The 18,637-nt window shown below is 72.7% G+C and carries 20 protein-coding genes; 15 read left to right on the top strand and 5 right to left on the bottom strand.

Features of this window, described 5'->3' with window-relative positions; genetic code table 11:
* Positions 1-60 precede the first annotated feature (60 nt).
* The 4 genes from ACLQ29_RS20775 (at position 61) to ACLQ29_RS20760 (ending at position 3,087) form a co-directional block, all read left to right on the top strand.
* Positions 61-1,161, top strand: coding sequence for a magnesium and cobalt transport protein CorA (locus tag ACLQ29_RS20775; protein WP_425773156.1), 1,101 nt, complete (start codon positions 61-63; stop codon positions 1,159-1,161).
* Between the two features lie 172 nt (positions 1,162-1,333).
* A complete protein-coding gene (locus ACLQ29_RS20770) occupies positions 1,334-1,753 on the top strand; it encodes a YchJ family protein (RefSeq protein ID WP_425773155.1) in 420 nt (139 codons plus the stop codon).
* Between the two features lie 201 nt (positions 1,754-1,954).
* Positions 1,955-2,704 carry a hypothetical protein gene (locus ACLQ29_RS20765; RefSeq protein ID WP_425773154.1) on the top strand — a complete coding sequence of 250 codons (750 nt, stop codon included), beginning with the start codon at positions 1,955-1,957 and terminating at the stop codon, positions 2,702-2,704.
* Entirely contained in the window at positions 2,701-3,087 is a 387-nt protein-coding gene (locus ACLQ29_RS20760; RefSeq protein ID WP_425773153.1) for a VOC family protein, read from the top strand. The genes ACLQ29_RS20765 and ACLQ29_RS20760 overlap by 4 nt, the downstream gene beginning before the upstream one ends.
* A gap of 42 nt (positions 3,088-3,129) precedes the next feature.
* On the opposite strand, the gene ACLQ29_RS20755 is transcribed toward ACLQ29_RS20760, so the two are convergent.
* Positions 3,130-4,401, bottom strand: coding sequence for an MFS transporter (locus tag ACLQ29_RS20755; RefSeq protein ID WP_425773152.1), 1,272 nt, complete (start codon positions 4,399-4,401; stop codon positions 3,130-3,132).
* Between the two features lie 210 nt (positions 4,402-4,611).
* Complete coding sequence (locus ACLQ29_RS20750) at positions 4,612-5,811, bottom strand: mechanosensitive ion channel family protein (protein WP_425773151.1); 1,200 nt, start codon at positions 5,809-5,811, stop codon at positions 4,612-4,614.
* Between the two features lie 212 nt (positions 5,812-6,023).
* Between ACLQ29_RS20750 and ACLQ29_RS20745 the strand changes: the two genes are divergently transcribed.
* From ACLQ29_RS20745 to ACLQ29_RS20730, 4 genes are all read left to right on the top strand, one after another.
* On the top strand, positions 6,024-7,154 hold the full coding sequence (locus ACLQ29_RS20745) for a peptidoglycan recognition protein family protein (RefSeq protein WP_425773150.1): 1,131 nt from the start codon (positions 6,024-6,026) through the stop codon (positions 7,152-7,154).
* 107 nt (positions 7,155-7,261) lie between these two features.
* Positions 7,262-8,836, top strand: coding sequence for a glutamate synthase-related protein (locus ACLQ29_RS20740; RefSeq protein WP_425773149.1), 1,575 nt, complete (start codon positions 7,262-7,264; stop codon positions 8,834-8,836).
* A 172-nt stretch (positions 8,837-9,008) separates the two neighbouring features.
* Positions 9,009-9,575 (top strand): GNAT family N-acetyltransferase, encoded by a 567-nt coding sequence (locus ACLQ29_RS20735; RefSeq protein WP_425773148.1) that lies wholly within the window; start codon positions 9,009-9,011, stop codon positions 9,573-9,575.
* The gene (locus ACLQ29_RS20730; protein WP_425773147.1) at positions 9,572-10,207 is read left to right on the top strand and encodes a GNAT family N-acetyltransferase; all 636 of its coding nucleotides are present in this window, start codon (positions 9,572-9,574) and stop codon (positions 10,205-10,207) included. Before ACLQ29_RS20735 ends, ACLQ29_RS20730 begins: the two co-directional genes overlap by 4 nt.
* Here ACLQ29_RS20730 and ACLQ29_RS20725 read toward each other — a convergent pair.
* Positions 10,102-11,076 (bottom strand): helix-turn-helix transcriptional regulator, encoded by a 975-nt coding sequence (locus ACLQ29_RS20725; RefSeq protein WP_425773146.1) that lies wholly within the window; start codon positions 11,074-11,076, stop codon positions 10,102-10,104. The two genes, ACLQ29_RS20730 and ACLQ29_RS20725, sit on opposite strands and share 106 nt — an antisense overlap.
* A 96-nt stretch (positions 11,077-11,172) precedes the next feature.
* On the opposite strand from ACLQ29_RS20725, the gene ACLQ29_RS20720 reads away from it, so the two are divergent.
* The 3 genes from ACLQ29_RS20720 (at position 11,173) to ACLQ29_RS20710 (ending at position 13,344) form a co-directional block, all read left to right on the top strand.
* Positions 11,173-11,610 carry a VOC family protein gene (locus ACLQ29_RS20720; protein WP_425773145.1) on the top strand — a complete coding sequence of 146 codons (438 nt, stop codon included), beginning with the start codon at positions 11,173-11,175 and terminating at the stop codon, positions 11,608-11,610.
* 58 nt (positions 11,611-11,668) lie between these two features.
* Positions 11,669-12,856: a DNA polymerase IV gene (dinB, locus tag ACLQ29_RS20715; protein ID WP_425773144.1), complete on the top strand. Its 1,188-nt coding sequence runs from the start codon at positions 11,669-11,671 to the stop codon at positions 12,854-12,856.
* Positions 12,857-12,978: 122 nt separating this feature from the next.
* On the top strand, positions 12,979-13,344 hold the full coding sequence (locus tag ACLQ29_RS20710; protein ID WP_425773143.1) for a hypothetical protein: 366 nt from the start codon (positions 12,979-12,981) through the stop codon (positions 13,342-13,344).
* A gap of 160 nt (positions 13,345-13,504) precedes the next feature.
* Here the strand turns inward: ACLQ29_RS20710 and ACLQ29_RS20705 are convergent, their stop codons facing one another.
* Positions 13,505-14,167: a ThuA domain-containing protein gene (locus tag ACLQ29_RS20705; RefSeq protein ID WP_425773142.1), complete on the bottom strand. Its 663-nt coding sequence runs from the start codon at positions 14,165-14,167 to the stop codon at positions 13,505-13,507.
* Between the two features lie 65 nt (positions 14,168-14,232).
* Between ACLQ29_RS20705 and ACLQ29_RS20700 the strand changes: the two genes are divergently transcribed.
* Together ACLQ29_RS20700 and ACLQ29_RS20695 are read left to right on the top strand one after the other, a co-directional pair.
* Positions 14,233-14,568, top strand: a complete 336-nt coding sequence (locus ACLQ29_RS20700; protein ID WP_425773141.1) for an ArsR/SmtB family transcription factor — start codon at positions 14,233-14,235, stop codon at positions 14,566-14,568.
* Positions 14,565-15,257, top strand: a complete 693-nt coding sequence (locus ACLQ29_RS20695) for a nitroreductase family protein (protein ID WP_425773140.1) — start codon at positions 14,565-14,567, stop codon at positions 15,255-15,257. Before ACLQ29_RS20700 ends, ACLQ29_RS20695 begins: the two co-directional genes overlap by 4 nt.
* Here the strand turns inward: ACLQ29_RS20695 and ACLQ29_RS20690 are convergent.
* Positions 15,182-16,645: a nitrilase-related carbon-nitrogen hydrolase gene (locus tag ACLQ29_RS20690; protein WP_425773139.1), complete on the bottom strand. Its 1,464-nt coding sequence runs from the start codon at positions 16,643-16,645 to the stop codon at positions 15,182-15,184. The genes ACLQ29_RS20695 and ACLQ29_RS20690 overlap by 76 nt on opposite strands.
* 111 nt (positions 16,646-16,756) lie before the next feature.
* Between ACLQ29_RS20690 and ACLQ29_RS20685 the strand changes: the two genes are divergently transcribed.
* Together ACLQ29_RS20685 and ACLQ29_RS20680 are read left to right on the top strand one after the other, a co-directional pair.
* Positions 16,757-17,911, top strand: a complete 1,155-nt coding sequence (locus tag ACLQ29_RS20685) for a sensor histidine kinase (protein WP_425773138.1) — start codon at positions 16,757-16,759, stop codon at positions 17,909-17,911.
* A 43-nt stretch (positions 17,912-17,954) separates the two neighbouring features.
* Positions 17,955-18,608 carry a response regulator gene (locus ACLQ29_RS20680; RefSeq protein ID WP_393368954.1) on the top strand — a complete coding sequence of 218 codons (654 nt, stop codon included), beginning with the start codon at positions 17,955-17,957 and terminating at the stop codon, positions 18,606-18,608.
* Positions 18,609-18,637: the final 29 nt, after the last annotated feature.

Here is an 18,637-nt window from a genome sequence, read left to right as displayed (position 1 = left end):
GGCACCATCCCCGGCGGACACCGTGACCGGGGCGGTGCGCGGGCGACGGGGAGGCACGCGGTGGATCAGCGACCGGTACGGGACCGGGCGGGTCGAGGCGTACGCGCCCTGGCCCGTCGACTGCTCGGCCGGGTCGAGGGCGACTCCCCCACCCCGCGCCGGTCCAACCCGGACGCGGTCGTCGACTGCGCCGTCTACGTCGACGGTCGGCGCGAGCCCGGCCAGCGGCACTACGCCGACGCGTACGCCCGAGCACGGCACGGCCGCAACTCCTTCGTGTGGCTGGGTCTGCACGACCCGGGGCCGGCCGTGCTCGCCGCGGTCGGCCGGACCTTCGGCCTCGACGAGCTGACCGTCGAGCAGGCCCTCGCCGACGGGCACCGACCCACCGTCCAGCAGCACGGGCCGGTCACACTGCTGGTGCTGCGCACCGCCGGGTACGTGGAACACGACGAGCTGACCGACACCTCCGAGGTGATCGACACCGGGGACGTGATGGTGCTGCTCGGAGACCGGTTCGCCGTCACCGTGCGGCACGGCGCCGCCGGGGCGCTGCGCAGCGTCCGCGCCGACATCGAGCGCCGTCCCGCCCTGCTGGCCACCGGACCGTGGGCGGTGGCGTACGCGGTCTGCGCCCGGATGGTCGACACCTACCTGGAGGTGGCCGGGCACGTGGAGCGGGACCTGGAACGGGTCGAGGAGGCGGTGTTCGCCCGCGACCGCGCTGCCGACATCCAGCACATCTACCAGCTCAAACGAGAGGTGGTGGAGTTCAAACGGGCGGTGCTGCCGTTGCAGGCGCCGATGCGGACACTGCTCGACCCCGACGGCCCGCCACGCGCCCTGCACCGCTGGTTCGTCGACGTGGACGGCCGGCTGGCCCGAGCCGTCGACCGGGTCGCCGCGTACGACGACCTGCTCACCTCGATCGTGCAGTCCCGGTTGGCGCAGCTCGCCGTCGAACAGAACAACGACATGCGCAAGATCGCGGCGTGGGCGGCCATCGCGGCCACCCAGACCGGCATCGCCGGCATCTACGGCATGAACTTCGACCACATCCCGGGGCTGGCCTGGCGGCACGGCTTCGCCGCCTCCCTCACCCTGATGGCCGTTGTCGCCCTGGCCCTGTACCGCCTGTTCCGCCGCTCCGGCTGGCTCTAACCCCGGCCCAGCCCGGCCCGGCCCGGCCCGGCCCGGCCCGGCCCCGACCCCGTCGATCTTGCACTTTCTGTCGTCGTTATGCCTCTTTTGCTACTTATGCCGCGACCGAAAGTGCAAGATCGCGGGAGAGGCGCAGTACGGGGCCCGCCCGGCGGTGCGGCAGGATGGCGACGTGGGTAAGGGTGCGGGACGACGACGGGCGAACGCGACGACGGGACGGGTGTGCCCGTGCGGCTCCGGCCAGCCGTACGCGGACTGCTGCGCGCCCGTGCACGGCGGCGACGCGCAGGCGCCGACTGCCGAGGCCCTGATGCGCTCCCGGTTCAGCGCCTTCGCCCTCGGCGACTCCGGTTACCTGCTGCGCAGCTGGCACTCCTCGACCCGGCCCGCCTCCCTGGAACTCGACCCGGGGCAGCGGTGGACCCGGCTGGAGATCGTCGACAGCGAGCGGGGCGGCCTGCTCGACACCGCCGGCACGGTGACGTTCCACGCCCACTACCGCGAGGCGGGCCAGCCCGGCACGATGACCGAACGCAGCAGGTTCGTCCGTGAGGACGGCCGCTGGGTCTACCTCGACGGCGACCTGACCTGATTCCCGCGCCGGCGCCCGGCCCTGTCGTAGGATGAGGCTGGCGTCGTCCTACGCCGCACCTCTCTCCCGGCGCTCACGCCGCCGGCCACGCGGAGGCAAAGGGGGCCTGGAGCCCTCGGGACGTGGTGCCACATGCCCCACTCCGGCGGGGTCGACGGGAGCGTGAGTCCCGGTGACCGTGCCGTTGACCGGGAGCATGTGATGACCAACCAGAGATCGTTCAAGGCCCGGGTCCGAACCCGGATGGCGAAGACCGGCGAGAGCTACACCACGGCCCGCCGACAGCTGATCAGTCGGGCCGCCGAGCCGTCCGCAGACCCTGCCACCGAACCGTCCGCGGGCCCCGCCTCCGCGCCGTCCGTAGGGCCTGCCGCGGCGGGGCACACCGCCGCGCAGACCGAGCGGATCGCCGACGACCTGATCCGCGCCCGCACCGGCCGTGGCTGGGCCGAGTGGTTCGCCCTGCTCGACGCCGTGGGCTGCACCGAGCGGACGCACACCCAGATCGCCCGTCACCTGGTGGTCGAGCACGAGGTGCCGGGGTGGTGGGCACAGACCATCACCGTCGGATACGAGCAGGCGCGCGGTCTGCGCGCCCCCGGTCAGCGGCGCGGGGGCGGCTTCGAGGCCAGCGCCAGCCGGACGGTGGCGGTCCCGGCGACGCGGCTGTTCGAGGCCTTCGCCGACGAGACGGTACGCGCCCGTTGGCTGCCCGACGTCGAGGTGCGCGTCCGCACCGCCACCGCCCCGCGCAGCTTCCGGGCCGACTGGGCCGGTGGTCCCACCCGGATCGTGGTCGGCGTCGACGCGATCGGCGAGTCGAAGGCCCGGGTCAGCATCCTGCACGAGAAGCTGACCGGCGCCGAGCAGGCCGTCGAGCTGAAGGCGTACTGGCGGGAGCGGCTCGCCGCGTTGAAGACACTGCTCGAGTCGAACGGAGACCACCGATGACCACGACGTTCATCAACCTGCCGGTGCGCGACCTGACCCTGGCCGCCGAGTTCTTCCGGACGCTGGGCTTCAGCACCGACCAGGCCGAGACGGACGGCGACAGCATGGTGCTCACCATCTCCGACAGCACCCGGTTGATGCTGCACCTCCGCTCGGCCTTCGAGACGTACACCGGGGTCGCCACCACCGACACGACCACCAGCCGGGAGGTCATCGTCGGCCTGTCGGTCAGAAGCCGGGAGCAGGTCGACGAGTTGGTCGACCGGGCCGCGGTCGCCGGCGGGGAGTCGCTCGGGCCGGGCATGGCGAACGGGCCGATGTACATGCGCGGCTTCCGGGACCTCGACGGCCACCAGTGGTCGTTCCTGCACCTGGCCGGCTGAGCGCGGGGCCCGGCGGCGGCCACACCGCCGCCGGGGCCCCGGTCAGTGAGGGCCCCCCACGACGCTCGCGGTGCCGCCGGTGGGCACGGCCGCGCCGCGCCGCCGACGGGTCAGCAGCACCACCCCCAGGACGAGGTACGGCCCCGCCGTCACCGCGAACGCCACAGCGGTCCCGGCCGCTGTCGCGAGGAGCCCGAAGCCGGCGTACGTCCCGATGATCAACAGGTCGGTGGCCATCCCGGCCAGCGACGTGACGGTGGCCCGGCTGTTGCCGACGATGCGTGCCTGAAGTCGCGCGTCGGCCAGCACGGTGGCCAGTTGCGCGGCGCCGAACGCCACCGCGAGCAGCACGAAACCGCCCGGGTGCCGCAGCAGGGCGCCTCCGGCCAGCGCGACGCCGACCACGCCCAGCAGGGCGGCGTAGCCGTGGCGGCTCAGCCGCTCCCCGAGTGGGGCGAGCAGCCCGCCGATGGTCACCCCCGCCCAGAGCAGCAGGAGCAGCAGCGGCACCACAGGCGTTCCGACACCGGTGTCCAGGGCCAGCAGCGGTGTGTACTCGTCCAGCGCACCCCAGTCGGCGGCCACGACGGCGACCAGCAGCACCGCCGCCCGTACCGGCGGTCGCGTGCGGACCTGCGTCAGGCCGGCCCGCAGCGTCTCCCACCAGCCCAGATCACCACCGTCGTCGTCCAGTTCGGACGATGACCGGGTCGACCTGGTGGCCGCTGGCCGGTGTTCCGGCAACCGGGTGGCGACCACCGCGGCGAGCAGGCAGGCGAGCACGCTGGCCGCGCCGATCGCCGGGTACGCGCCGGCGGCGAGCACCGGGCCGGCGAGCACTCCGGAGAGCACCACGCCCAGCACGCCCGCCGTCCGGGCCCGCCCGAGCACCCGGGCGTAGCGGCCGACCGCGCCGAGCCGATCCAACTCGGTCCACACCAGTGCTTCCAGCGCACCGGAGACCAACGCCCCGCCGGCGCCCCAGAGCAGGAAACCGACCGCGAAAGCCGGGTACGACGGCAGCGACACCCAGAGCGCGAAACCGGCAGCGGTCACCAGCGGGGCGAGGCACAGCAGCAGCCGTCGGGACACCACGTCGGCCCACGCGCCGGACGGCACCTCGAACAGGATGCCGGCCGCCGACCAGATGACGAACAGCGACGAGATCTGCCCCACCGACAGCCCGGTGTCGGCGAAGAACACCACGTACAGCGGGTAGAGCAGCACGAGGTCACTGAGGAACGCGTAGCCGTAGAGGGTGGTCGTCAGCCGACGGACCGCCGGGTCGGGCACGCGTGCGGCGATGTGGATCATGAGGCCTTCCCGTGGAGTGGAGACGGACACCGGACGTGCGGTGCCCGTGGCGGCCCACGGTTTCGGCCTAGGGTGCGGGATCAATGTCGCCAGGTCATGCCGGCGATGCTAGCCGCGTCCCGCCGTGTCGGCGAGCGCTTTCGGCCTGCCCGACACCTGCCAGCGGGGTGCGGTCCGTTCCGGACCCCACCCCGCTGGCACCGCGGCGAATCAGCGGCGGTTCGGGTCGATCGGCGGGATGACAGTGGTGGTCTCGCTGTCGTCGCCGGCACGCTGTCCGGGCACCGCGCCGCCAGCACCGGTGCCGACCACCTGGGTCGTGTCGCCATCGCCACCACCCCGGCCGACCACCTGGGTCGTGTCGGCGTCAACACCACCTCGGCCGACCACCTGGGTCGTGTCGGCGTCGCGGCCGACCACCTGGGTCGTGTCGGAGTCGGCAAGCGCGGTCGGCACCCGCTCGGTGTCCAGGTCGGCCGGTCGGGTCACGATCTGCGTGGCCTCCGGATCGGCGGGTCGGGTCACCAGCTCAGGATCGGCCGGCCGGGTCACCACCTGCGTGGCCTCCGGATCGGCCGGTCGGGTCACCACCCGCGGGTCGGCCGGCACGGTCACCACCTGGGTGGCCTCCGGATCGCTGACGGCCTGCGACGGCCGGGCCGGGTCGGTGGCGGCGGCCGACCGCCGGGCCAGCTCGGCCTCGGCGTCGCGGCGGCCGGCCCGGTAGGCGCGGGTGTGCGAGGCGATCACCTGCGACTCCTGCTCGGCACGGCTCAGCCACCCCTCCCAACGGCTCTGCATGGGACGGATCAGGCCCCCGCCGACACCGACGACGAGGATCCCGCCGACGGTGGCCAGCACGGCGATCAACACGGGCGTGGTGACCGCGGTGGCCACCCCGATCTGGTTCAGCGCGGCGATGACGCCGAGGCCGAGAATGAACACCGAGGCGATGTTGGCCAGCACCCGGCCGTACGACAGCCCGCCGAGCGCGCCACTGATGATGTCCTTGACCGCGTTGGCGATGGCGGCGGCGACCACGACGATGACGATCGCGACGAAGGCCCTGGGCAGCCACGAGATCACCGCGGCGAGCAGGTCGGAGATCGGGTTCGGCCCCCAGATGCCGAAGGCGAGCTGGAGGGTGAACAGCAGCACCGCATAGTAGACGAGCTTCGCGACGATGTCGCTGGCGTCGTACCGGGAACGACTCAGCGCCCGACGAATGCCGCCGCGTTCGACGGCGCGGTCGAAGCCCACCCGCTCCAGGACCTTCTCCACGATCTTCAACACGGCCTTGGCGATCAGCCAACCAGCCACCAGGATCGCCAGGAAGGCGACGGCCTTGGGCAGGAAGAGCATCACCGAGCGGAGGGCGTCGCCCACCGCGTCGCTGACGTTGTCACTCATCTGGTCATTCCTTTACGCGCAGCCGGGGATGGTCAGTCCCCGACCTACCCTCGACCCGACGTGCGGAAACGCCAGCCACCGACGGCCCGGCCGGCTGGATCGTGGGCACCGCCCCCTAGCGCGCTGGCGAGTCTTGGCAATATTCTCCGGAGTGCGTGCGGCCACTGGAGCTACTTTTCATCCCCCCGCCGTCGGCCGCAGGAGGAGATGTCATGCACGTCGACCATTCCGAAGTGGACCGCCGGACACTGCTGCGGGCCGGTCTCGGCGCCGCCACGGTCGCCGTCGTCGGGAGCGAACTCGCCTTCCCCGCCACGGCACAGGCCGCGCCCGGCACCGACCTGGACTGGGTCATCAGCTGTGACGAGTGGGCCGCCCGCCCGCCGAAGGACCCGCTGTCGGTGAGCGCCATCGCCACCAACAAGATCATCGTGCATCACATGGCGTTCCCCAACGTCACTGACTACTCCCGCGAGCAGGCGGTCAGACTGGCCCACGACTGCCAGGACCTGCACATGGACGGCAACGGTTGGTCGGACACCGGCCAGCACTTCACGGTGAGCCGCGGTGGCTACGTGCTGGAGGGCCGCCGGGGCAGCCTGGAACGCCTCGAAGCCGGCGACCGGCAGATGATCTCGGCGCACTGTCCGGGCGAGAACGGCCGGGCCATCGGCATCGAGAACGAGGGCACCTACGTCACCGAGACGCCGCCGAAGGCACTCACCGACTCACTGGTCCGGCTCTGCGTCGCCATCTGCCGGCAGTACGGGCTGCACGCGTACGACATCTTCGGCCACTGGGACTTCCGCACCACCGAGTGCCCGGGGGCCGCGTTCTACCGGCAGTTCCCCGAGCTGCGGCGGCGGGTCCACGCGGCCCTCGGCACCAGGCCGGGTGACGTGCCGGCCCGCCGCTGGCCGGACCTGTGGCGCTTCGTCAACTCTCCCTCGGTCCGGGTGGTGCAGCACCTGCTCGCCCACCGGGGCTACCCGGTGACGGTCAGCGGCACGTTCGACGCCGCGACGGTGGCGGCCGTCCAGGACTGGCAGGCCCGTAACGGCATTCCGGTGGACGTGGACGCCACCCTCACCACGGCGACGTGGGAGACCCTCGCTCCGGAGCTCGACCAGCACGCCACCGGCGCGCCGGTCACGGCGGTGCAGGAAATCCTGGCCACCAAGGGGTACGCGGTCACCGCGACCGGGGCGTACGACCACGCCACCCGGGCGGCCGTGCAGGATCTGCAGGCGCTGCACGGCCTGCCCCGCAACGGCAAGCTCAGCACGAGCACGTGGTGCGCTGTCGTCGGCGGGTCGGTCCGCCAGTCGTTCCGGCACCGCTGAGCGGGGGTGGCGGTGCGGGCGTCCCCGCACCGCCACCGGGCCTGCCACCAGCGCGGTGGCGCGGCCGGGGCGGTTTGGCGCACGGCGCGGGCGGAAAGACTGCCGGTATGAGATGGGCCCGTCGAGCCGTACCCGCTGTCGCCGCCGCCGTCGCGGCGCTCGCCGCGCGGGATCTGATCCAGCGCGACCACGCGCTGCTGCGCAACTTTCCGGTGCTCGGTCGCGCCCGTTACCTGTTGGAGGCGATCGGGCCGGAGCTTCGGCAGTACATCGTGGCCGGCAACGACGAGGAGCGACCGTTCACCCGTGACCAGCGCCGCTGGGTGTACGCGTCGGCCAAGCAGGAGAACAACTACTTCGGCTTCGGCACGGACAACGACATCGAGCACACCCGCGGTTATCCGATCATCAAGCACCGCACCTTCGGCCGGGCGGTGCCGCCGTCGACCCCGACCGCCGGGCACGACGTACGGTTGCCCTGCGCGAAGGTGCTCGGCGCGGCCCGGGGGCGAGCCCGTGCCTTCCGCCCGGAGTCGGTGGTCAACATCTCCGGGATGAGCTTCGGGTCGCTCTCCGGCAACGCGGTCACCGCGCTGAACAAGGGGGCCGCGCTCGCTGGCTGTCTGCAGAACACCGGCGAGGGCGGCCTGTCGCCGTACCACCGCAACGGTGGTGAGTTGGTCTTCCAACTCGGCACTGCGTACTTCGGCTGCCGGGACGAGCACGGCCGGTTCAGCCTGGACCGGCTGAAGGACCTGGTCGCCGGCGCGCCCGTGCGGGCCTTGGAGATCAAGCTCAGCCAGGGCGCCAAGCCGAGCCTCGGTGGGTTGCTGCCCGGGGCGAAGGTGTCCGCCGAGATCGCCGCCACCCGGGGCATCCCGGCTGGTGCGGACTGCGTCAGCCCTTCCCGGCACGCCGAGTTCTCCGACTGCGACAGTCTGCTCGACTGGGTGGAGCTGCTGGCCGCCGAGACGGGCCTGCCGGTCGGCATCAAGTCGGCAGTCGGCGACCTGGGCTTCTGGCGGGAGTTGGCGACCCTGATGCGCGACACCGGTCGGGGTGTGGATTTCGTGACGGTCGACGGCGGCGAGGGTGGCACCGGCGCCGCACCGCTGATCTTCAGCGACTCCGTGTCGCTCCCGTTCCAGCAGGGCTTCTCCCGGGTCTACACGGTCTTCGCCGAGCACGACCTGCACGAGCGGGTGGTCTTCGTCGGTGGCGGCAAACTCGGCCTGCCGGACAACGCCGTCGTGGCGTTCGCGCTCGGCTGCGACATGGTCAACGTCGGTCGGGAGGCGATGCTGTCGATCGGCTGCATCCAGGCCCAGAAGTGCCACACCGACACCTGCCCCACCGGCGTGGCGACGCAGAACGCCTGGCTGTCCCGAGGCCTGGACCCGGCGTTGAAGTCGGTCCGGGCGGCCAACTACCTCCGGACGTTGCGCCGCGACCTGACCAAGGTCGCCGAGGCCTGCGGGGTGGAACACCCCGGCCTGATCGGCACGGACGCCGTGGAGATCCTGGACGGCCGCACCGGCTCCACCCCACTGCACGAGGTGTACGGCTATCAGCCGCACTGGGGGCTGCCCTCGCCCACCGACCAGGCGGAGATCGTTCGACTGATGGCGCCAGAGGGACCGCGGGGCGGCAGCGCCCCGCCCTCGGCGACCGCCGTCGGGTGAGCCACCCCCACCGCCAAGTCTTCGCGATCTTGCACTTACTGTCGCGACAAAGAGCGGCACTCTGGGCATATCGGCGACCGAAACTGCAAGATCGGCGCGGGCGGGGTGGGGTGGGGTGGGGGGGTGGGGTAAAGGCGTGGAGTCATTGTCTGTCGTGCCCTATCGTGGCGCGGTGCTGATCAGACGCGAGACATCCGCCGACGTCGATGCCATCCGGGCGGTACATGCCGCCGCCTTCGCCAAGGCCACGGGCGACGGCGCGGCGGTCGAGGCAACGCCCGGCCAGGCCACGCCCACCCAGGCCACGCCCGTCGAGGCGACGCTTGTCGACGCGCTGCGCGCCGACGAGGGCTGGCTGCCCGCGTACTCCCTGGTGGCGACCGACTCGGACGGCAGGGTGGTGGGGCACGTGGTGGCCACCCGCGGCCGGGTGGCCGGTGAGCCGGTCGCGCTGGGCCTGGGCCCGCTCGGGGTGCTGCCGGAATGGCAGCGGCGCGGCGTCGGCAGCGCGTTGATGCACGCGGTGCTCGGCGCGGCCGACGCCCGTGACGAGCCGCTCGTCGTGCTGCTCGGGCACCCCGACTACTACCCGCGCTTCGGGTTCCGACCTGCCGTCGAGGTGGGTGTCACCCCGCCGCAGCCATGGGGTCCGCAGTACTTCATGGCCCGACCGATGAATGCCTGGCGCGAGTCGATCCGGGGCGAGTTCCGCTACGCGTCCCCGTTCGACGACCTGTGATCGCACCGCGTATCCGCCGGCGGCGCGCCACCGACCTCGACGGATGTGTAGCGGCGCTCGCCCAGGTCCACCGGGTCGACAGATATCCGCTGAACTGGCCCGCCGACCCGAACCGCTGGCTGCGCGAACCACACCCGGCACGCGCCTGGGTCGCCCTCGCCGGTGACGCCGGCTCGGACGCCGGCGCTGGCGCTGACATCGGCACCGGCGCTGACACCGGCGCGGCAGTTGTCGGGCACGTCGCGGTGCACCGGCTGCCCGGCCCGGCGAACGGGCTGCCCGCCCGACCGACGGCCGAGGTCGCTCGCCTCTTCGTCGTGCCGGCCGCCAGAGGGTTGGCGCTGGGCGGCGCACTACTGGAGCGGGCACGGCAGTGGGCGAGCGCGCGCGGGACCGATCTGGTGCTCGACGTGACCACCGGCGACCCCGCGGCCATCGCCCTCTACGAGCGCTCCGGGTGGCGGTGCACCGGCACCAGCACCGCACCATGGACCGCTCCGGACGGCAGCCCGGTGTCGCTACGGCACTACGCGCTGCGCTCCGACGCCACCCCGGCCATCGCCGCCAGGCGGCGGGCGAGCAGGCCGGCGGCCTCGCGCAACTCCGGCGGCTCCAACACCTCCACCTCGTAATCCAGGCGTGCGAGGTGCGCGGCCAGCCAGTCCAGGTTCTCCCCGCCCACGACCAGCACGCACCACCCGTCGCGGTCGTCCTCGACACGCCCCACCTGGGGCGGCACCAACGCCCGTACCCGGTCGGGCTGGGCGTGCACCCGCGCGCGGGCCACATACCGGTACGGCGCCCCGGTCACCGACCGCTGCACGAAGGCGACCGGATCCGGGTGGTCGCGCGCCCGGAACCGCCACGTCGTCGCCACCGCGTCGCCCATCCGGTCCAGCCGGAACGTACGCCAGTCGTCGCGGTCGACGTCCCAGGCCATCAGATACCAGCGGCGACCTGTCGTGACCATCCGGATCGGCTCGACGGTCCGCTCATTCTCCCCGCCGTCGCGGGCGGCGTAGCTGAACCGGACCCGCACGGCGTCGCGACAGGCCCGTGCGAGAGTCACCAGCAACTCCGCGTCGATCTCGGCCACCGGACCGAGCAGAGTCTCCGTGGCACCGTGCACGGCCCGTACCTCGGCGCGCAGCCGCGACGGCATCACCTGGTCGAGCTTCGCGAGCGCGCGCAAGGCCGCCTCGCCCGCACCGGCGACCGTGCCGCCCGAGGCGAGCCGCAGGGAGACCGCGGTCGCGATCGCCTCCTCGTCGTCGAGGAGCAGCGGCGGCAGCCGGGTGCCCGCGCCGAGTTGGTAGCCGCCGCCCACGCCCGCCGTCGCGTGCACGGGATAGCCGAGCACCCGCAGACGCTGCACGTCGCGGCGCACACACCGGCTGGTGACCCCCAACTCGGCAGCGAGCTCGGTGGCCGTCCAGGACGGTCGCCGTTGCAGCAGCGCCAGCAGCCGAAGAACCCGCTCGGTGGTCGCCTCGACGCTCATGCGCCGATCGTTGCACGAATAGCGGAACGACCCTGTCCGCTATTCGCGAGAGGCTTCAGATCATGACCGACAAAGACCAGGACACAGGGAGCTGACATGGCCCGCGACATACAGATCACGTTCGACTGCGCCGACCCGGGCGCGCTGGCGACCTTCTGGGCCGAGGCGCTCCGCTACCAGGTGCAGGCGCCCCCCGGAAACTTCGAGTCGTGGGACCAGGCGCTGGAGGCGATGGGTGTGCCGCCGGAGAACCGCAACGACGCGTCGGCGGTGGTCGACCCCGACGGCTCGGGGCCCCGGCTGTTCTTCCAGCGGGTGCCGGAGCCCAAGCAGGTCAAGAACCGCGTACACGTCGATGTGCGGGCCGCTCCCGGGCTGGAGGGGGACGAGCGGATGGCGGCCCTGGAGGCGGAGGCGGACCGGCTCATCGGGCACGGGGCCACAAGGCTCAGCCGGCACGAGCCCGCTCCCCCGCTGGGGGCCGGCCACCTCATCATGGCCGACCCCGAGGGCAACGAGTTCTGCCTGGACTGAACCGGGCGTTCACCCAGCTCACCGCGGTCGTCGCCGGGCGCCATGCGAACATGTGTACGTGTCGTCCGGCGCCCACATCCTGCACGCCGACCTGGACGCGTTCTACGCGTCGGTCGAGCAGCGTGACGACCCACGCCTGCGTGGGCGGCCGGTCATCGTCGGCGAAGGCGTGGTCCTCGCGGCCAGCTACGAGGCGAAGGCACGGGGCGTACGCAGCGCGATGGGTGGCCAACAGGCGCGCCGGCTGTGTCCGAACGCGATCGTGGTGCCGCCGCGCATGTCGGCGTACACGGCGGCCAGCCGCGCGGTCTTCGAGATCTTCCGACAGACCACCCCACTTGTCGAGGGGCTCTCCATCGACGAGGCGTTCCTGGACGTGGGTGGCCTGTGGCGGCTGGTCGGGTCGCCGGCCGAGATCGCCGAGCGGCTGCGCCGGGAGGTGTGGGCACGGGTCCACCTGCCGATCACGGTGGGGGTGGCCCGCACGAAGTTCCTGGCGAAGGTGGCCAGTGGCGTGGCCAAGCCGGACGGGCTGCTGGTGGTCGCACCGGACGCCGAGTTGGCGTTCCTGCACCCGCTGCCGGTCGAGCGGCTGTGGGGCGTCGGCCCGGTCACCTCGGCGACGTTGCGGGAGCACCGGATCCGCACCGTCGGCGAGGTGGCCCGGCTGGGCGAGGCCGCGTTGGTGTCACTGCTCGGGTCGGGCGCCGGGCGGCACCTGCACGCGTTGGCGCACAACCGCGACCCCCGCTCGGTGCAGGTCGGCCGCCGTCGCGGTTCGATGGGCGCGCAACACGCGCTGAGCCGTACGCCGCATGACCCGGCGGAGTTGGACGCCATCCTCGCCGGTCTGGTCGATCGGGTCTCGCGGCGGATGCGGGGCGCCGGGCGGGCCGGACGCACGGTGATGCTGCGGCTACGTTTCGGCGACTACACCCGGGCGACCCGATCGCACACGGTGGGCAAGGCGACCGCCGACACGACGCCGCTGCTCGCTGCCGCGCGGGCGCTGCTCCGGGCCGCACTGACCGAGATCGATCGTCGTGGTGTGACGCTGATCGGTGTCTCGGTGGGCAATCTGGACGACAACCCGGTGCAGCCGGAGCTGCCGTTCCACCGCGACCCGGGCGCGGAGCTGGATGCGGCGGTGGACGCGGTCCGCAACCGGTTCGGATCGGCGGCGCTCACCCGCGCGGTGCTGCTGGGCCGGGACCCGGGCGTGGAGATGCCGCTGCTGCCGGATTGACCGATCTGCGTGCGGCGTCCCGGCGCCCGCTGCGACCGGAGACACATCACAGCAGGTCGGCGGTTTAACCCGCGGCTGACGGGTGACCCTTGTGGGGTACAGCCTGACAAGGGGGGACCGCAATGTCCGACGACGACACCAGCAACCGACCAAGCCGCAGCGCCGAGCGCCCGCACGACGTGACCGACCCGCTGCTGTGGCAGCTGGCGATCGACGTGCTCAGTGCCCACGAGCCGGACGACGAGGGTCACTGCCGCAACCTCCAGTGCGCCGGGCAGTCCTGGCCGTGCGCGGCCCGCAACGGCGCCGAGCAGTCGCTGCGGCTGGCCCGCAGCACTCCCGACTCGGTCGAGATGACCATCGACGGCGACGACAGCGACGAGGGCGCCGCGGGCTGGCCCGGTGAGAGCGCCGCACCCCGCTGGGGCTGGAACGCCGGCCCGGTCGCGTCGCACCGGGGACCGAAGGCGTCCGCCTCCGCGGCGTGACGGCGTTCCCCCGGGTACGAACGCGTGGGCTGATCCGCACCACACGCACGAACGCTCGGCCGGTGACCCGGCCGAGCGTTCGACCGTGGTGACGGGGCCACGCCGTTCAGCTCTCGTGGCGAAGCCACGCCGTTCAGCTCTCGTGGCGAAGCCACGCCGTTCAGCTCTCGTGGCGAAGCCACGTCACGATGCGCCGTAGCAGGTCCACGTGCCCCGGCGACTCGTACGACCGGGCGTCGTGACCGAGCGCGTCGTAGACGACCCGGCTGCTCCCGATGGTGCGCGCCCAGACGAGCGGGTGGGTGGCGCCGCCCTCGTCGTGGACGTAGAGGGTGTCGACGTCGACGCCGTCGAGCAGCTCCAGGTCGGTGTAGCGCTCGTCGTAGACCTCGAAGTCCCCTAGACCGGTAGTGATCGGATGCTCGGCGTCGGTGCGTCGGATGAGGGTCGACCCGATCGGCGGGTGGAAGGTCCGGCCGCGGTCCCAGGCGGCCCCGACCGTGGACCGCCAGGTCGCGAGCTGGGGAAACGCGATAGTCGCGCTGTGCAGGGCGAGCAGGCCGCCGCCACCGGCCAGGAAGTCGTCGAGGACACGGCCGAACTCCTCGTCCTCCGCGATCGCTGTGGTGCGGTTGGCGCTGGCGTTCACCACCAGCAGGCGGGCGCCGTCGAGTGCGGTCGCGAGTTTGTCGACGGTGGTCACGATCGCCACCTGGCCGTCGTCGCCGACGAGGTCGGCGACCGCCGCGCTCGTCTCGGCCAACGGGTGCCAGGGATCGGCGTGCGGGCCCTCTCCGCTGAAGATCACAGTGTCGATCGGCATGACCGCGCTCCGTCCATCATTTGGAAGATTTTCGAAATCACGAAACCAAAGCTAGCATGGCGTCCATGAGAGCCCTGCATCATCCCGACCTCGCCTCGGTCGACCTCGCCACCGTGCTCGGCGCCCTCGCCGATCCGGTGCGGCTGAGTGTCGTACGACAGTTGGCGCAGGCCGGCGGGGTCGTCTGCGGCAAATTCGACGCGTTGTCCGAGGTGAGCATGTCCACGCTGTCGCATCACCTGAAGGTGCTGCGCGCAGCCGGTGTCCTCCGCGTCACGCCGAACGGCAGCTTCCGCCGCCACGAACTACGCGCGGACGAGATCAATCACAGGTTTCCCGGCCTTCTCCCCGCGATCATCGCCAACCTCGACCTGCCCGCACCGGTGGGAGCGCCCGCATGAGCGACACCGCACCGACCGGGCAGAGCGGGCCACGAACCCTGGGCCTGTCCGCCGACGAGGTCCTGAGCACGACCCGCGCCGTCCGCAAGCGCCTCGACCTGGGACGCCCGGTCCCCCGTGACGTGATCGAGGACTGCCTGCGCCTCGCGCTTCAGGCACCCAGCGGCCGTAACAGGCAGCGCTGGGACTTCGTCTTCGTCGAGGACCCGCAGACCCGGGCCGCCGTCGCCCGGCTGTGGCGACTCGGCCTGATGGCGCCGCCACCGGCGTCGGGCGGCACCGGGCCGGCCTTCAGCCGGATGGACTTCGCCTCCGCGCAGTGGGGCCGGATCGCCGGCAGCCTGCAGCACCTCGCGGACCACCTGCACGAGGTCCCGTTGCTGCTCATCCCCTGTCTGCGGGTCGAGTCCCGCGCCGAATTGGCAACCGTACGCGGGCAGGCCGGGGCCTGGGGTTCGGTCATCCCCGCGTTCTGGAGTTTCCTGCTGGCCGCCCGGGAACGCGGGCTCGGCACCGCGTGGACCACGAGCCACCTCAGCTACGAACGGGAGATGGCCGACCTGCTCGGCATCCCCTACGACACCGTCGTGCAGGTGGCGCTCACCCCGGTGGCCTACACCCTGGGCACGGACTTCAAGCCCGGCCCGCGGGCCGACGCGGACGCGTTCGCCCACTGGAACGGCTGGTAGCGCCGCCGCACCCCAGCGACGGCGACGAGCAACAGGGCCAGGCACAGACCCGGAAACCAGTCCCCGGTACGCGAGTAGACGGTGCTCCATCCGGTCGTGGGAGCGGCCGTGACCAGCAGCTCCGCGTCACCGGCGGTGGTCGTCTCACCCACCGTTCTACCGCCGGGGTCGGTGACCGTCAGCCGACCGAGCGCGGCGGCGCGGACCACGGTGAGCCCGTTCTCCACACCCCGCACCAGGGCCATCCGGCCGTGCAGCCAGCCGTCGGAGGTGAAGTCCAGGGCGGGAACGAGCAACACCGACGCGCCCGCCGCCCGATACCGCCGGACCAGGTCGGGATAGTCGAGGTCCTTGCAGATCGCGACCCCGAACCGTCCCTGCACGAGCGCCTCGTCACCCGGTGTCATCCAGTCCTCCAGGCCGGGGACCAGGTGTTGTTTGGTGTACGTGGTGATCGTCCCGTCCGGGTCCAGCACCAGCGCGACGTTGTGCGCCGTGCCGGCCCGCCACAGCACCGCGCCGACGACCACCCGGGCCTCGGTCTGCCCGAGCGCGTCCACGAGCAGGGGAAGCGTCGTGTCCGTCACGGCGAACACCTTCTCCGGCAACACGACGACACGCGCTCCCTGGTCGACCAGACCCGCGACCCGCGGACCATAGCGGGTGAGCAGGTCCCGCCCGGCCGGTTCGTCGATCGGGAGCCCGTCCTCGGGCTGCCACAGGGCGACCAGGCCGACGGTCAGCGGCGCGGCCGGTTCCAGGGAGCGGCTCAGTGACCAGGCCGACCACGTGCCGACGCCGACCAGGAGGGCCAGCAGGCAGGCGAGGGCAGGGCGTGGGTTGTCGAGCCGGCCGACGCGGGTCGGGAGTGCCACGCCGAGCAGGGCGGCGAGGGCGATCGGGACGGCGAGCAGCAGGTAGGTGACGCCCCAGACGCCGGTGAGGGCGGTCCACTGGATGACCGGGCGGACGTCGGCCTGCGTGTAGGCGAGACTCCACCACGCGCCGTTCGGGAGCAGGCGGGACGCGCCGTACTCGCCAAGCACCCACAGCGACGGCACGGCGAGGACCGCGGTCACGGTCCGCCCGCGCAGCAGCAGCACCCGGGCGAGCAGGACCGTGCCGCTCGCCAGGCCGAGGCCGAGGCCGAGCACACCGGCCACCGCGGGCACCGGTAGGCGCAGGGTGTCGAGGTAGTACCCCACCAGGCCGAGCTGACCGATCGACCAGGCGAGGATCGTCGCGCCGAGCGCGGTCCTCGGGCGTACCCGCACCGAGGCGAGGATCAGCGGAATCGGGGCGAGCCAGGTCAGCGCGGCGACGGGGTGCAGCCCGGAGCCGCCGAGCCAGAGCAGGCCGCTGAGGAGTGCGGCGACGATCGTCATCATGCGTCGAATCGTGCGGGCCGAGGCGGCGGGGGCGGATCGCCGTACGAGCCGGGTGTGATCTGGTCCCGTGGAGGGAGGCGCGTAGGCGCCGGGCCGGACGATACTGCCGACGTGAAGCGGTACGTCAATCTCGCCGTCACCGTGGCCGCCGTCGCCGCGACCGTACTGCCCGCGCTGGCCGGCGGTCCACGCGCCTGGTGGGTGCTGCCGCTCGCGGTCGCCTCGTCGGTGCCGGTGCTGTGGCGCGACCGCGCGCTGATCCCCGTCGCCGTCGTCGTGGGCGTCGCCACGACCGTCTCGGCCACGCTCGGCGCGCCCCCGCTGTTGCCGGTCGGCCCGCTCGTCTGCCTCTACACGTTCGCGGCGCGGTCCTCGCTGCCGATCCGCCTGCTCGGCGTCGTGCTCACCGCGGCCGGGCTGGTGGTGTCACTGCTGCATCCACACCCGGACGTGGAGGTGCTGCGGTACCTGTCGGTCGCCTACGTCTTCTCCTACGCCCTCGGCACCAGCGCCCGCGCCCGCCGCACCCAGGCCACCGCCCTCGCCGAACGCGATCGTCGCGTCGCCGGTGAGCGGGCGGCGGCCGTGCTGCGCGAACGCACCCGCATCGCCCACGACCTGCACGACATCCTCACCCACGCGGTCGGCGTCATGATCGTGCAAGCCGAGGCGGGGCCGCTGCTGGTCCGTCCCCACCCGGACCGCGCCGACGCCACGTTCGCCACGATCGCCTCCACCGGCCGCGACGCGGTCGTCCAACTCCGCCGCGCGGTCGGCAGCCTGCGCGAGCCCGCCGACCACCCCCTCGACCAACCGGGCCTGGCCCACCTCGGCGCCCTCGTCGAACGCGTCCGCGCCACCGGGCTGGACGCCGTCCTCACCGTCGCGGCCGGACCGTCGGAGCCCGTGCGCGGAGAGCGGTCCGAGCCGCCGGCCGGACCCGCCCGCGGGGTGCTTGTCGAACCGCCCGCGGACGTCGGGGTCGCCGCCTACCGGATCGTGCAGGAGTCCCTGACAAACGTGGTCCGCCATGCGGGGGCGGGGTCGGTCCGCGTCCTGCTGGACCACACGGCGGAGGCGCTTACCGTCTCGATCACCGATGACGGCCACGGTGACCGGGCCTCCGGCGTCGACCGGCCCGGGTACGGGATCGTCGGTATGCGCGAGCGGGCCCAGGCCTGCGGTGGAACCCTGCGCACCGGTCCCGCCGAGGACGGCCGCGGCTTCACCGTCACCGCCACCCTGCCCCTACCGGCGGTGGCCTGATGGCGGCAGTCGCCAGGCGTCGTCCGACGCCGGTGTGGTGCTGATGCTGCGCGTCGTGCTCGCCGACGATCAGGACCTGTTCCGGGCCGGGTTCGCGACGATCCTCGGCGCCGAGCCGGACATCGAGGTGGTCGCCGAGGCCGCCGACGGCGCGGGGGCCGTGCGTGCCGCCCTCGAACACCTACCCGACGTCGTCCTGATGGACATGCGGATGCCCGTCCTCGACGGCGTCGCCGCGACCCGTCAGGTGTGCGCCCGTACGCCGAGCCGGGTCCTGGCCCTGACCATGTTCGACACCGACGACTACCTGTACGCGGCGCTGCGTGCCGGTGCCAGCGGCTTCCTGCTCAAGGACGTCCCCCGGGCCGACCTGGTGAACGCGGTACGCGTGGTCGCCGCCGGCGACGCGTTACTCGCCCCCGGCGTCACGGCACGGGTGATCGGTGAACTGCACAGGCGCGGTCACCCGGATCCGGCTCGGGCCGCCGCGGTGACCGCCCTGACCGCTCGCGAGACGGACGTACTGCGCCTGATCGCGGCCGGTCTGTCCAACGCCGAGATCGCCGCCCACCACCACCTGAGCGAGCACACGGTGAAGACGCACGTCGGCAACGTGCTCGCCAAACTGCACCTGCGCGACCGGGCCCAGGCGGTGATGATCGCCTACGAGTCCGGCCTGGTGATCCCCGGCCAGTGACGGCGGCGGAGTAAGCCCACGATGCGGTG

The organism is Micromonospora sp. DT228, assembly GCF_049841595.1.
Taxonomy (GTDB): domain Bacteria; phylum Actinomycetota; class Actinomycetes; order Mycobacteriales; family Micromonosporaceae; genus Micromonospora.
Note: the sequence above shows the minus strand (reverse complement) of the source record. Positions and strands in the feature narration are given on the sequence as shown.